Consider the following 12184-nt stretch of genomic DNA (forward strand, 5'->3'; position numbering starts at 1 on the left):
GCCGCCTCCCCAGACACCGGCACAGTCCGTAATGTAATGATCTGTGTCGAGCATCCCCGAGTCCCGACGGGGCCCGGTCCGTGACCGGGTGCTCCGTCGGGCCGGGCGTTTCCAGCGGCAGGCGCGGCAGGCCCTCTACGCCTACCGGTTCGCCGACGCGCGCTCGGCGCTGCGGGCGGCGCTGAGCGCCCTCGACGCCGTCGACCACACCGGTGACGCCGAGCTGACCGCGATGCGCGTGCAGGTCCTGGTCAGCCTGGCGTACTCCGACAGCGAGGGCGCGGGCCGCGGGCTCGGGGCGCTGGACGCGGCGGCGGAGCTGCTGAAGCTGATCCCGGAGGGGCCGCGCCTGCTGGAACTGCGGGGCCTGGTCGCCCAGCAGCGCGGCTTCCTGCTGATCCGGGCCGGGCGCGGCGGCGAGGGGATGCGCCTGCTGGATTCCGCGGTGCGGGACCTGGAGACCGGGCTGTCGATGGGCGTCGGCGACCCGGACGTGCTGGCCGGGCTGCACGTCAACCGCAGCCTGGTGTTCATCGAGCGGGCCGACACCGCGGGCGCGGTGGCCGAGCTGCGCCGCAGCGTCGACCTCGCCGAGCGCTACGACCTCAACCCGGTCGGCATCAAGGCCCGCCACAACATCGGCTACATCGCCTACATGACCGGTGACCTGCCCACGGCGCTGCGCGATTTCGAGCGGGTGGCGCAGGAGTGCCTGGTCCGCGCGCCCAGCCTGCTGCCCGTCGTGCGGCTGGACCAGGCCAGGGCGCTGCTCGCCGCGGGTCTGCCCCAGGAGGCCGCCCGGCACCTGGCCGACGCCCTGCCGATGCTGCGCAAGCAGCGCGCCGGGCAGGACGCCGCCGAGGTCGAGGTGACCCTGGCCGCCTCGGCGCTGCTCGACGACCGCGTCCGCGACGCCCGCAAGTGGGCCCGCTCGGCGGAGCGGCGGTTCATCCGGCGCGGCAACCAGCGCTGGGCCGCGGTGGCGGCGCTGGCCGGGCTGCGCGCGGAGACCGCGACCGCGCTCACCGCCGGGCGCGTGCCCGCCTCGCTGCCCGCGGTGGCGGTGAAGCTGGCCGAGGAGCTGCGCGGGCTGGGCCTGGTGGACGAGACCGCGCTGGCGCTGATGCTCGCGGTGCGCCTGGAGCTGCGCCGCGGCGACCGGGAGGCGGCGCGCTCGATGCTGGCCCAGGTGCCCCGCCCGCGGCCGACCACCCCGGTCGACCACCGGATGCTGCTGCGGCTGTGCCGGGCCGAGCTGGCCGTCGCCGACGCCAACCGCAGGGGGGCGCTGGCCCAGGCGCGCGCCGGGCTGACCGAGCTGGGCTCCGCGCGTGACCGCATGGGTGGTCTGGACCTGGTGTGCGGCACGGCGGTGCACGGGCGCCAGCTCGGGGAGCTGGCGGTGCGGCTGGTGCTGGGCGGGCAGCCGAGGACGCTGTTCGGCTGGCTGGAGCGCACCCGCGCGCAGGTGTACCGCTACGAGCCGCTGCCGGAGATCGACGACCCGGGGATCGCCCAGAAGGCCGCCGAGCTGCGCCGCTCGCGGCGGGAGGCGCAGCTGGCCCGGCTGGCCGGGCGGGCGGTGGCCCCGCTGGAGAAGCAGGCCGCCGCGCTGGAGCGCGAGGTCGCGCGGATGGGCTGGTACGCCAGCCAGTGGGGCAGGCCGAAGCCGGTCGCCACCCTGGACACCGTCGCCGAGGCGCTGGGCTCCGCCGCGCTGGTGGAGTTCGCCTCCTCCGGCGGGGACCTGGTGGCCGTCGTCGTGGCGGGCGGGTCGGTGCGGATGGTGCGGCTCGGCTCGATGGCGCGGGCCGCTGAGTGGGCGGCGCGGCTGTACAACGACCTCAACGCGCTGGCCCCGGACGTGCTGCCGCCGCCGATCGCCGCGGTGGTGCGCGACTGCGCGGTGCGCAGCGCGGGCACGCTGGACGAGTTGCTGGTGCACCCGCTGCTGCCGGTGATCGGCGACCGCGACCTGGTCGTGGTGCCGACGGGGGAGCTGTACGCGGTGCAGTGGGGCAGCCTGCCGTCGCTGGTCGGGCGCCCGGTGGTCGTGGCGCCGTCGGCGACCGCGTGGCACACCGCCGCGACCGCGCCACCCGGCCCGGACGGGCCGGTGCTGCTGGCCCGCGGGCCCAACCTGACCGGCCGCGTCGTCGAGGGCACGTCGCTGCGCGGCATCTACCCGGACGCGGTCGACCTGGAGGGGCCCGCGGCGACGGTGGCCGAGGTGCTGTCCGCATTGGACGGTGCGTCGCTGGCCCACGTGGCCGCGCACGGGGAGCACGAGTCGACCAACGCGCTGTTCTCCCAGCTCGACCTCGCCGATGGCCCGCTGTTCGCCTACGAGGTGGCCCGTCTCCAGCGCCCGCCCCGGCAGGTGGTGCTGGCGGCGTGCGAGCTGGCGCTGAGCTACGTGCGCCCGGGTGACGAGGCGCTGGGGTACGCGGGCGCGCTGCTGGCCGCGGGGGTGCGCACGGTCGTCGCGGCCACCAGCCGGGTGGGGGACGAGGCCGCGGCGACGGCGATGGTGGACTACCACCAGCGCCTGCGTTCGGGCCTGTCGCCTGCCCGCGCTCTGGCCGAGTCGGTGGCGGTGGACCCGTACCGGCGGCCGTTCGTGTGCCTCGGATCGGGATGAACCAGGCGGATGGCCCGTAGACACGCGCGGGAGCGGTACCTACGATCACGCCACTGTGTCTAAACCCACCCCACCGAGAGGCGCGTGATGAGCTCTCCCGAGACCCTGTGCGCGGCGTTCCAGGACATCGCAGGTCGCAATCCCGACCTGGTGGCGCTACGCACCCCGGGTGACACCGTGTCGCTGCGGTGGCGGGACTACGCCGAGCGGGCGCGCGCGGTCGCCGCCGGGCTGGCGAAGCTCGGCGTCGGCCGGGGCGACACCGTCGGGCTGATGCTGACCAACCGCCCGGAGTTCCACGTGGCCGACGCGGGTGTGCTGCACCTGGGCGCGGTGCCGTTCAGCGTGTACAACACCCTTGCCGCCGAGCAACTGGCGTACGTCTTCGCCAACGCGGGCACCAGCGTCGTGATCACCGAGGAGCAGTTCCTGCCCACGGTCCGCGCCTCCGGGGTCGAGGCCACGGTCATCTGCGTGGAGGCGGGCGTCGAGGGGACGATGTCGCTGCGGGAGCTGGAGGAGTCCGGCGACGCGGACTTCGACTTCGACGCCGCCTGGCGCGCGGTCGACCCCGAGGACCTGGCGACGATCATCTACACCTCCGGCACCACCGGCCCGCCCAAGGGTGTCGAGCTGACCCACCGCAACATCCTCGCCGTGTCCGACGCGCTGCGGCACTCCTTCGAGATCCGCCACGCCGACCGGGTGCTGTCGTTCCTGCCGTCGGCGCACATCGCCGACCGGGTGGTCGCGCACTACTGCTCGATCCTGTTCGGCAGCGTCGTGACCTCGGTGGCCGACCCGAGGCAGGTGGCTGCCGGGCTGGCCGACTGCCACCCGCACGTCTTCTTCGGCGTGCCGCGCGTCTGGCAGAAGATGAAGCTCGCCATCGACAGCGCGCTGGAGCAGGAGCCGGAGAAGAAGCGCAAGATCGCAACGTGGGCGATCCAGACCGGTATCCGCAAGGTCAAGCTGGAGCAGGCGAACAAGCCGGTGCCCGCGCTGCTCGGCCTGCAGCACAAGCTGGCCGAGAAGCTGGTGCTGGCCAAGCTGCGCCACAAGCTCGGCCTGGACGAGTGCCGGGTGCCGGTCTCCGGCGCGGCGGCCATCCCCGTGGAGACGATGGAGTTCTTCTGGGGTCTCGGCGTGCCGGTGTACGAGGTGTGGGGCATGTCCGAGACCGCGGGCATGGGCACGTCGTGCCGCCCCGGCCAGGTCAGGCTCGGCTCGGTCGGCACCGCGGTCCACGCGACCGAGGTCGTCCTCGCCGACGACGGCGAACTCCTGATCCGCTCCCCCTCCAACATGCGCGGCTACCGCGGCGACCCCCAGCGCACCGCCGAGACCGTGGACATGGACGGCTGGGTGCACACCGGCGACATCGGCGTGATCGACGCCGACGGGTACGTGTCTATTGTGGACCGCAAGAAGGAGCTGATCATCAGCTCGTCGGGCAAGAACATGTCCCCGACCAACATCGAGAACGCCATCAAGGCGGCGAGCTCGGTCATCGGCCAGGTGGTGGCCATCGGCGACGACCGCCCCTACATCACCGCCCTGATCGTCCTGGACGCCGACGCCGCCGCGGGCCTGGCCGCCCGCTTCGGAATCACCGCCGCCCCCAGCGCCATCGCCGAGCACGACCAGGTCCGCGACCTCGTCTCCACCGCCGTCCGCGACGGCAACGCCCGCCTCTCCCGCATCGAACAGATCAAGCGCTTCCACATCCTCAGCGCCACCTGGGAACCCGGCGGCGACGAACTCACCCCCACGCTGAAACTCCGCCGCAAGCCCATCGCCCGCAAGTACGCCCACGAGATCGACGACCTCTACGCCGAGTCCCCCAGCCCAGCCACCATCAACCTCTGACCCCCCCGGTGGCGATCGCGGTTGAGCGATCGCCACCGGAGGCGTCGATTTGGCGCACGACCGCACCACTACGTGCCTTGGGGCCGCTGAGGGAATGTTCCTGCACTGGCTGAGAGGACAAAGTCGGACGGCTGTTGCCGTGCAGTCAGATCGCGTCCAGCAATGACAGGCGTGCCCGACCGTCCGGCTGACAAGTGGCGCGTGTCAGGCCGCTAGGGGGCGACGGTGTCGGTTCACGCCGCGGCGGAGTAGGTGGTTCGCCGCGATCTCCGAGGTCGTCACGACGTCCACGGGGCAGCCGAGGAGTGCGGCCAGGGCCTCGTCGAGTCCGAGGATGTCGACCACGGTCGCTCCGGGTTTGAGTTCGACGAGCAGATCCACGTCGGAGCCCGCGTGGTCGTCGCCGCGGGCGATCGAGCCGAAAACCCAGACATCGGCCACCGGGTACTCAGCGATCGTCGCCTTGACCCGCTCGCGGTGCCGCGCCAAGAGAACCGACGGCGCCACCGCGTTGACCAGACGGGTGTTGAGCGTGAAACCCGCGGCTGCGAGCAGGCGTTCGAGCATGGCGACCGAGGGCTGCTGCTTCCCCGACTCGATCATCGACACCGTCGACTGCGGCACCCCTGCGGCGCGCGCCAGCTCACGCTGGGACAGGTCTCGCCGCTCCCGCGCCGACGCCACGAGGTTGGCGGCCGTCTCGCTGCCGTTGGCACCCATGCCACCATGATAGGGAATTCACTATCGCCCCGCTAGCGGGGCTCGGTTCTGGCTGGGAACTTCACCACCCCGTACCCGGTGGCGATCGCGGCGAGGGCGAACAGGGCCACGCCGGGGATTGCCAGCGGGAGGGGGGCCTTGAGGAGGACGGCGGCCACCGCGACGGTCTGGCCCGCGGCGGCGGCCTGGATGGCGCGCAGCCGGACCAGGCTGGTCCAGCGGGTGTGGTTCAGCAGCCAGGCCAGGACCGGGAGGACGGGCAGTGCCCAGGGGAGCAGGGGTGGGGAGACCAGGGCGGTCGCCGCCGGCAGTGCCGCGGCGACGATGAGCGCGAGCAACGTGTGCGGCCGCATGTCCACCAGCATGCCCTCCTCAACACCACTATTCACGCGCAGGCAGGTCGCGGACCGCGCTGACCCTGGTGGCGATCAGCCACAGCGAGGCGAGGGCCGCCCCGATCCCGCCGACGAGGAGGGCGGCGCGCATGCCGACGAGGTCGCCCACCGCGCCGCCCGCCAAGGCGCCGATCGGGGCCGTTCCCCACACCGTTGTGCGGATGGTGGCGTTGACCCGGCCGTGCATGGACTCCTCGGTGAGGGCGTAGCGGACCGGCACCTGGTGCACGTTGTAGACCTGCAAGGCGAACCACAGCAGGATCTGCGAGCCCACGACGAGGGCGATGGAGCGGCCCGACGCGTCGTCGGCGAGGACGATCGGCAGCGAGCCCAGCCCGGCGAGGGTGATGGCCGCGGTCATCGTCGGGCCCAGCCCGAAGCGGCGGCCGATCCGGCTGGCCAGCACCGAGCCGAGGAGGCCGCCGACGGCCCCGGCGGACAGGGTCAGGCCGAGGAGCCCTGGCGACAGGCCGAGGTCGCGGGCCAGGTACAGCACCAGCACGGCCAGGAAGGCGTTGAAGAAGAAGATGTGCGTGGCCGTGCACAGCGTGACGTAGCGCAGGATCGGCGGACCGAACACCGCCCGCCCGCCCGCGGCGATCTGGCGGAGCATCGACGGCGCGGCCCCCGTGTCCCGGGGGCGCTCCTCGACCCGGATGCCGGACAGGGTCACCGCCGAGACCAGGAAGCTCAGCGCGTCGGCCAGGATCGCCACCGGGGCGGTCAGCGCCTGCACCAGCCAGCCCGACAGCGCCGGGCCCGCGATCTGCGAGCCCGACGCGCTGGCCTCCAGCGCCCCCTGGCCGTTGGTGAGCTGCGCGCGCGGCACCACCATCGGCACCAGGGCCAGCGAGGCGATGTCGGCGAAGACCGCCAGCGCGCCCGCGGCGAAGGCGACCCCGAACAGCAGCGGCAGCGTCAGCACGTCCAGCCCGGCCGCCGCGGGCACCAGGCCCAGCACGGCGGCCTGGCCGAGCACGCACGTCATGAGCACCCGCCGCCGCGGCAGCCGGTCGACCCAGACCCCGGCGGGCAGGCCGAAGACCAGGTACGGCGCCCGGCTGCACGCGGCCAGCACCCCCATCTCCCACGCGCCCGCCCCCAGGGAGAGCGCGGCGACCAGCGGCAGGGCGACCACGGTCACCTGCGAGCCGACCAGCGACACGCTCTGCCCCGACCACAGCAGCACGAAGGAGCGGTTGCGGCGCAGCGGGAGCAGGAACTCCGCCTGGGTCACCTCGGCCTGCCGACCGGGTAGCCGACCCGGGCCAGCTCGGCCCCGGCGATGCGCTCGAACTCGGCGATCTGCGTCTCGCTCAGGTCGCGGCGGTAGCGGCTGATCCGGTTGTCGTACAGCGGGTTGCGGGCCGCCTCCGCCGCCGGGTGGCCCCACGGCTTGTGGAACAGCGAGTGGGTGAGCGAGGCGTGGTCGAGCACCTCCGGGCGCCACGGCAGGCCGAGGAACTCCACCACCCGGCGCAGCGTCGGCTCCGGGGCGCTGACCAGGTCCTCGTAGCGGAACTCCAGGTAGCGCCCCGCCGGGGCGATCCGGTGTGGACGGCCGACGACCTCCAGCCACCCGGTGGCCGCCTCCGCCACCTGACGGTAGCCCCAGGTCACCGTGGTCAGGTGGGACGCGGCGACGTCGCGGCCGTCGCGGATGATGTGGACGAACCGCGCCCGCGGCCAGATCGCGGCGAACTCGTCCACCCTGGCGATCTTGCGCTGGAGCTTGATCCCCCAGCGCTTCGCCCCGGTGGCCGCGCGCCGGTGCTCGCCGATGACCTCGACCAGCCTGCACCGGTCCGCGAGCGTGACCAGCTCGGAGCCGCACTCGGCGGCCACCTTCGCCACCAGGGACCGCAACTCCTCCGGCCCGACGCCGAAGCGCTCGCACTGCTTGACGAAGTGCGCGCCGTGGTACCAGAACGGGTCGGCGGTGTCGGTGCCCGGACCGAGCACGCGCTCGTCGCCCGCCAGCAGCAGCCCGCACGCCTCGATGATGTGCGGGCCCAGGTCCGGCGGTTCGACGAAGTCCAGCTCGGGCCCGACGACCAGGTCCGGGTGGGAGTCCAGGACCACGCTGAACAGGGTGGTCCCCGAGCGGTTCTCCCCGCCGAGCAGCACGGGATCGGAAGTCAACATGGGTGTCCTCTCAGGCGGAGACCGTCGCGTCCAGCGCGCTCAGCAGCCGGGCCACGCTGTGGTCGAGGGGTTCGGTGCTGGTGTCCACCCGCAGTTCCGGGGCCAGCGGCGGCTCGTAGGGGTCGTCGTGCCCGGTCAGGCCGGTGATCTCGCCGCGGTCGGCGCGGGCGTAGAGGCCCTTGACGTCGCGCTCGCGGCACACCCGCAGCGGGGTGGACACGTGCACCTCGACGAAGCGGATTCCCGCGACGCCGTGGTAGTCGCGCACGGCGTCGCGGGCCGCGCGGTACGGGGCGATCACCGCGGCGATGGCCAGCACGCCGTTGGCCGCCAGCAGCCGCGCCACCCAGCCGACCCTGCGCACGTTGGCGTCGCGGTCGGCGCGGGTGTAGCCCAGGTCCTGGGCCAGGTGCTGGCGCAGGACGTCGCCGTCGAGGACCTCGCACGGCCTGCCCGCCGCGCGCAGGCCCGCGGCCAGCGCGCCCGCCAGGGTGCTCTTGCCCGCGCTGGGCAGCCCGGTCAGCCACAGCGTCGCGGTCACCGCGCACCCCCAACCGAGCGGGCAGACGAGCGAGTGGACCACCGGGCGACCGTCGCGGCGGTCGCGGCGAAGTTCTCCCCGGCGAACCCGGCCAGCCCCGACGGCGCCTCGGGCCTGCCCTCGCCCGGGCGCAGGCACTCCCGGGCGGCGGCCAGGGCCTCGCGGACGTCGTCCGCGGAGTTGGCCGCCGACGGCAGGAACCGGCCGCCGTACTGCATGAGGTAGCCGCGCTGCCACATCTCGGCACAGAACCGGGTGCCCTCGGCGGGGTCGGCGAAAACCATGTCGAACATGGCGGGCACGGCGAAGCACCACGCGGGCACGCCCAGCTCGGCGAACAGCTCGTTGAGCCCGGCCATCAGCGCGGCGCCGACCTGGTCGACGCGCTGGGCCGGGGACTCGTCGCGGTAGGCGTCGAGGGTGGCCAGGGCGGCGGCGAACGGGGTCACCTCGCGCTGGTAGGTGTTGCCGACGTAGGTCGCCTCCTGGGCGCGCATGACCTCGTCGCGGCCCAGGACCGCGGACAGGGCGGTGCCGTTGGCCAGGCCCTTGCTGACGGTGATGAGGTCCGGGTGCGTGCCCGCCGCCGCGGCGTACCCGCCGGGGGCGTAGCGGAAGCCGGTCATCACCTCGTCGACGATCAGCAGCGCGCCGTGGGCGCGGGCGGTCCTCTCGACCTCGCGGGCGTACTCGTGGGGGAAGAAGTTGACCTCCGGGGTGATGATCACCGCGGCGACGTCGCCCGCGCGGGCGGCACCGGCCAGCAGGTCGAGGTCGTAGCCGAAGTCGGCGGTGTCCGGGTCGCGGTCGGGCAGGGCCAGGTGCGGGCGGTACTGCAGGTGCCAGTCGTGCCAGCCGTGGAAACCGCTGGTGAGGACCCGGCGGCGGCCGGAGTGCACCCGGGCGAGGCGGACCGCGGCGGTGGTGGCGCAGGAGCCGGTGCGGAAGAACAGGGCGCGGTCGGCGTCGGGGAAGATCTCGCACAGCCGCTCGGCCAGCTCGACGCGGGCGGTCGACAGCGGGCCCGCGACGATTCCGCCGGTCTCGTGGAGCGCGGTCACCGTGCGGTCGAGCACCCCTTTGTGGCCCGCGCCGAGCGGGGCGGCGCCGCTGCACGACGTGAAATCGATATAGCGCTTTCCGTCAGCGTCCCACATGTGCGCCCCATCGGCGCGGTGGAGGACAAAGGGGAATCGGGGATGAACCTCCGAATTGTGAGTCGTGGTCACTTTTCGGGCGCGTTCGAGCATGGTCGGTGCCATTGCCGTCCTTTGTTTGCCTAGATCAGTGTGCGGGAAATCCGCAGCGCGTTCGCCTGAATTGTGAGGGTCGGATTCACTCCGCCCGCGAAAGGGAAGTACGAGCCGTCGACGACGTGGACGTTGGCCAGGTCGTGCACCCGCCCGTCGCGGTCGACCACGGACTCGCGCGGGTCGTCCCCAGCGCGGGCGCCGCCCTGCAGGTGGCGGCTTCCCCGCTCGTAGAACGACTTCTCGGCCGCCACCGCCTCCGCCCCCGCGGCGACGAGCACTTCTGTCGAGCGCTTCTCCAGGTAGTGCAGGCGTTCCGCGTCCAGCGGGTGGGTGGTGTAGTCGATGGCCACCCGGGGGACGCCGAACTCGTCGAGGCTGCCTGCCAGGAGGACCCGGTTGCCGCGCATCGGCTGGTCGCCCGCGACGAAGTGCAAGCGCACCGGCAGCCGTCCGTCGACGACCGCGCGGGACTCCGGGCTGTTCTCGTAGATCTGCCCACCGAGGCCGCCGGGACTGTCGGGGGCGAGGTAGTAGTCCGACAGCGCGACCGTCGAGTGTGGACCGGTCAGGGGGCTGACCTGGTTGCGCGGCACCGGGAGCCGGGCCTGAACCGAGCCGCTGACCTTGAACGACAGGCCCCTGCCGACCATGTCGTGCCGGTTTCCCAGCCCGCGCGGCGCCCACTGCTGCGCCGATCGCAGCAGCAGCGCGGAGGACTGCACCGCGTTGGCCGCGAGGACCACCCGCCCGACGCGGGTGCGGTGCCGGGTCCTGGTTCGCAGGTCGAGCCACTGCACCCAGCCCGCGCGGTCCGGGCCCGCCAGCTCGACCCGCAGGGCCCGGCTGTTCAGCGCGATGGTGAGGTTCTCGCCCAGGCCGGTGAGGAACACCGTCGCGGCGTCGGCGCGGGCGCCGATGGGACAGCGGTACTCGTTGCAGGGGGTCATGTGCGCGCACCGCGGTCTGCCCGCGTACGGGCGGGAGTTGACCGCCAGCGGGGTGGGGAAGGGGCGCAGGCCCAGGGTGTGCCCCGCGTCGGCGATCAGCCCGCCCGCCAGGCTGTACGGGTGCCGCGGCATGACCGGCGGCGGGCTCGGCGGGGCGAGCGGGTCGCCGCCGTCGCAGCGGGCGATCCCGACGCGACGCTCCACTTCGTCGTAGAACGGGCGCAGGTCGTCGTAGCCGATGGGCCAGCGGGGGTCGAGCGCGTCGTCCGCGACGTGCTCGCGGGCGTCGAAGTCGACGAGGCGGTAGCGGAAGGCTATTCCGGCGTAGAACGCGGTGCCCCCGCCGAACGCCCGCCCGGACCACGGTCTGCCGGTGGCGCCGTCGGCCAGCACCGCTCTCGGCCAATTCGGTTCGACGTCGTCCATTCGCCGGGGGCGGTCCCCGGACGCTTCTTCGAGCAGCAGCACACGTGATCCGGCTTTGACGAATTCGGCCGCCGCGACGGCACCGCTCGCGCCGCTCCCCACCACGCAGATATCGAAGTAATCCACTAATCGTCGACCCCCCCAATTTGGTCGTCGAATTTCATGTTATGAGCCCTTGATGACACTGTCCAATCGAATCAAGAGGACCACACGTATTGCCCAAGGAGTGACTGCGCAGGGAGAGGCATTGGTGCCGTGGGATGGACGGCGCGTGAACAATGTCGCCCGATCGGCGCAGCGGCCTATACCGTCGGTGTCCAGTCGGAGTTCGCCCCGCACAGCACGACGCACGCGAGGCCGTCGGCGCGGCCCGCCAGCCAGGCGGCGAAGGGGACGGCGGCGGCGGGCTCCACCGCCAGCCGGAACTCCTCCCACAGCCGGTCGCGGGCGGCGAGGGTGGCCGCGTCGGTGACCAGCTCCGAGCGGACGCCTGCCATGACCCGGAACGGCAGCGCGCCGACGCGGGTGGCGCCCAGCGCCGAGGCCGAGACCGACTCGACCGGGGAGTCCACCGGGGCACCGGCCTTCACCGCGTGGTGGAAGGCGCAGCAGCCCTCCGGCTCCACCGCGACCACCGGGCGCTGACCGCCGAGCACCGTGCCCGCGCCCAGCCCGCCCCCGCCGACGGCGACCAGGAAGACGTCGATGTCCGGGGCGTCGGCGACGGCCTCGGCCGCGCAGGTGCCCTGGCCCGCGATGACCAGGGGGTCGTCGTAGGCGGAGACGTAGCGGGCGCCGGACCCGGCGGCCTCGGCGCGCGCGGCGACGTTCGCCTCGGCGTAGGCCCGGCCCACCCGCACCAGCTTCGCCCCGGCCGCCTCGATCCGGCGCGCCTTGGCGGCGGGCGCCGTCTCCGGGAGGTAGACGGTGGCGGGCAGCCCCAGCAGCCGGGCGGCCGTGGCCACGGCGACCCCGTGGTTGCCCCCGGACGCGGTCACCACATGCTCGGCCCTCGGGCCGGAGCTGAGCGCGTTGAGCGCGCCCCGGAGCTTGAACGAGCCGGTGCGCTGGAGGTGCTCGAGCTTGAACACGACCGGCCTGCCGTCCACTTCGGCCCGCAGGAGCGGGGTCCTGCGGATGTGCGGCGCGATCCGCTCCGCCGCTTCGGTGACGTCGGCCAGGTCCATGACCGCCATGCTAATGACGAGACCCCCGACCCGGCCCGCACCGCGTGATCGGCCACACTG

10 protein-coding genes are annotated in these 12184 nt (G+C 73.5%); 2 read left to right on the plus strand and 8 right to left on the minus strand.

Annotation, left to right across the window (positions count from 1 at the left end; genetic code table 11):
* Positions 1-43 precede the first annotated feature (43 nt).
* The gene (locus ACTG9Q_RS06795) at positions 44-2641 is read left to right on the plus strand and encodes a CHAT domain-containing protein (RefSeq protein ID WP_455571752.1); all 2598 of its coding nucleotides are present in this window, start codon (positions 44-46) and stop codon (positions 2639-2641) included.
* Positions 2642-2728: 87 nt separating this feature from the next.
* Positions 2729-4510: an AMP-dependent synthetase/ligase gene (locus ACTG9Q_RS06800; protein ID WP_455571753.1), complete on the plus strand. Its 1782-nt coding sequence runs from the start codon at positions 2729-2731 to the stop codon at positions 4508-4510.
* A gap of 204 nt (positions 4511-4714) precedes the next feature.
* Here ACTG9Q_RS06800 and ACTG9Q_RS06805 read toward each other — a convergent pair whose 3' ends face one another.
* From ACTG9Q_RS06805 to ACTG9Q_RS06840, 8 genes are all read right to left on the minus strand, one after another.
* Positions 4715-5230, minus strand: a complete 516-nt coding sequence (locus tag ACTG9Q_RS06805; RefSeq protein ID WP_455571754.1) for a helix-turn-helix domain-containing protein — start codon at positions 5228-5230, stop codon at positions 4715-4717.
* Between the two features lie 32 nt (positions 5231-5262).
* Complete coding sequence (locus ACTG9Q_RS06810) at positions 5263-5595, minus strand: hypothetical protein (protein WP_455571755.1); 333 nt, start codon at positions 5593-5595, stop codon at positions 5263-5265.
* Between the two features lie 16 nt (positions 5596-5611).
* Positions 5612-6862 carry an MFS transporter gene (locus ACTG9Q_RS06815; protein ID WP_455571756.1) on the minus strand — a complete coding sequence of 417 codons (1251 nt, stop codon included), beginning with the start codon at positions 6860-6862 and terminating at the stop codon, positions 5612-5614.
* Complete coding sequence (locus ACTG9Q_RS06820) at positions 6859-7770, minus strand: sulfotransferase family protein (RefSeq protein WP_455571757.1); 912 nt, start codon at positions 7768-7770, stop codon at positions 6859-6861. The genes ACTG9Q_RS06815 and ACTG9Q_RS06820 overlap by 4 nt, the downstream gene beginning before the upstream one ends.
* A gap of 10 nt (positions 7771-7780) precedes the next feature.
* Positions 7781-8311 carry an adenylyl-sulfate kinase gene (gene cysC, locus ACTG9Q_RS06825; protein WP_455571758.1) on the minus strand — a complete coding sequence of 177 codons (531 nt, stop codon included), beginning with the start codon at positions 8309-8311 and terminating at the stop codon, positions 7781-7783.
* Positions 8308-9573, minus strand: a complete 1266-nt coding sequence (locus ACTG9Q_RS06830; RefSeq protein WP_455571759.1) for an aminotransferase class III-fold pyridoxal phosphate-dependent enzyme — start codon at positions 9571-9573, stop codon at positions 8308-8310. Before ACTG9Q_RS06830 ends, cysC begins: the two co-directional genes overlap by 4 nt.
* A 17-nt stretch (positions 9574-9590) precedes the next feature.
* Positions 9591-11063, minus strand: coding sequence for a GMC oxidoreductase (locus tag ACTG9Q_RS06835; RefSeq protein WP_455571760.1), 1473 nt, complete (start codon positions 11061-11063; stop codon positions 9591-9593).
* 176 nt (positions 11064-11239) lie between these two features.
* Complete coding sequence (locus ACTG9Q_RS06840) at positions 11240-12124, minus strand: serine/threonine dehydratase (RefSeq protein WP_455572029.1); 885 nt, start codon at positions 12122-12124, stop codon at positions 11240-11242.
* Positions 12125-12184: the final 60 nt, after the last annotated feature.

This window comes from Actinokineospora lacus, assembly GCF_053813445.1.

What these genes read in the sequence shown, in the direction of transcription:
- ACTG9Q_RS06800 (WP_455571753.1), top strand. Translation starts at nt 2,729, where the DNA reads ATGAGCTCTCCCGAGACCCTGTGCGCGGCGTTCCAGGACATCGCAGGT.
- ACTG9Q_RS06805 (WP_455571754.1), bottom strand. Translation starts at nt 5,230, where the DNA reads ATGGGTGCCAACGGCAGCGAGACGGCCGCCAACCTCGTGGCGTCGGCG.
- ACTG9Q_RS06810 (WP_455571755.1), bottom strand. Translation starts at nt 5,595, where the DNA reads ATGCTGGTGGACATGCGGCCGCACACGTTGCTCGCGCTCATCGTCGCC.
- ACTG9Q_RS06820 (WP_455571757.1), bottom strand. Translation starts at nt 7,770, where the DNA reads ATGTTGACTTCCGATCCCGTGCTGCTCGGCGGGGAGAACCGCTCGGGG.
- ACTG9Q_RS06830 (WP_455571759.1), bottom strand. Translation starts at nt 9,573, where the DNA reads ATGGCACCGACCATGCTCGAACGCGCCCGAAAAGTGACCACGACTCAC.
- ACTG9Q_RS06840 (WP_455572029.1), bottom strand. Translation starts at nt 12,124, where the DNA reads ATGGACCTGGCCGACGTCACCGAAGCGGCGGAGCGGATCGCGCCGCAC.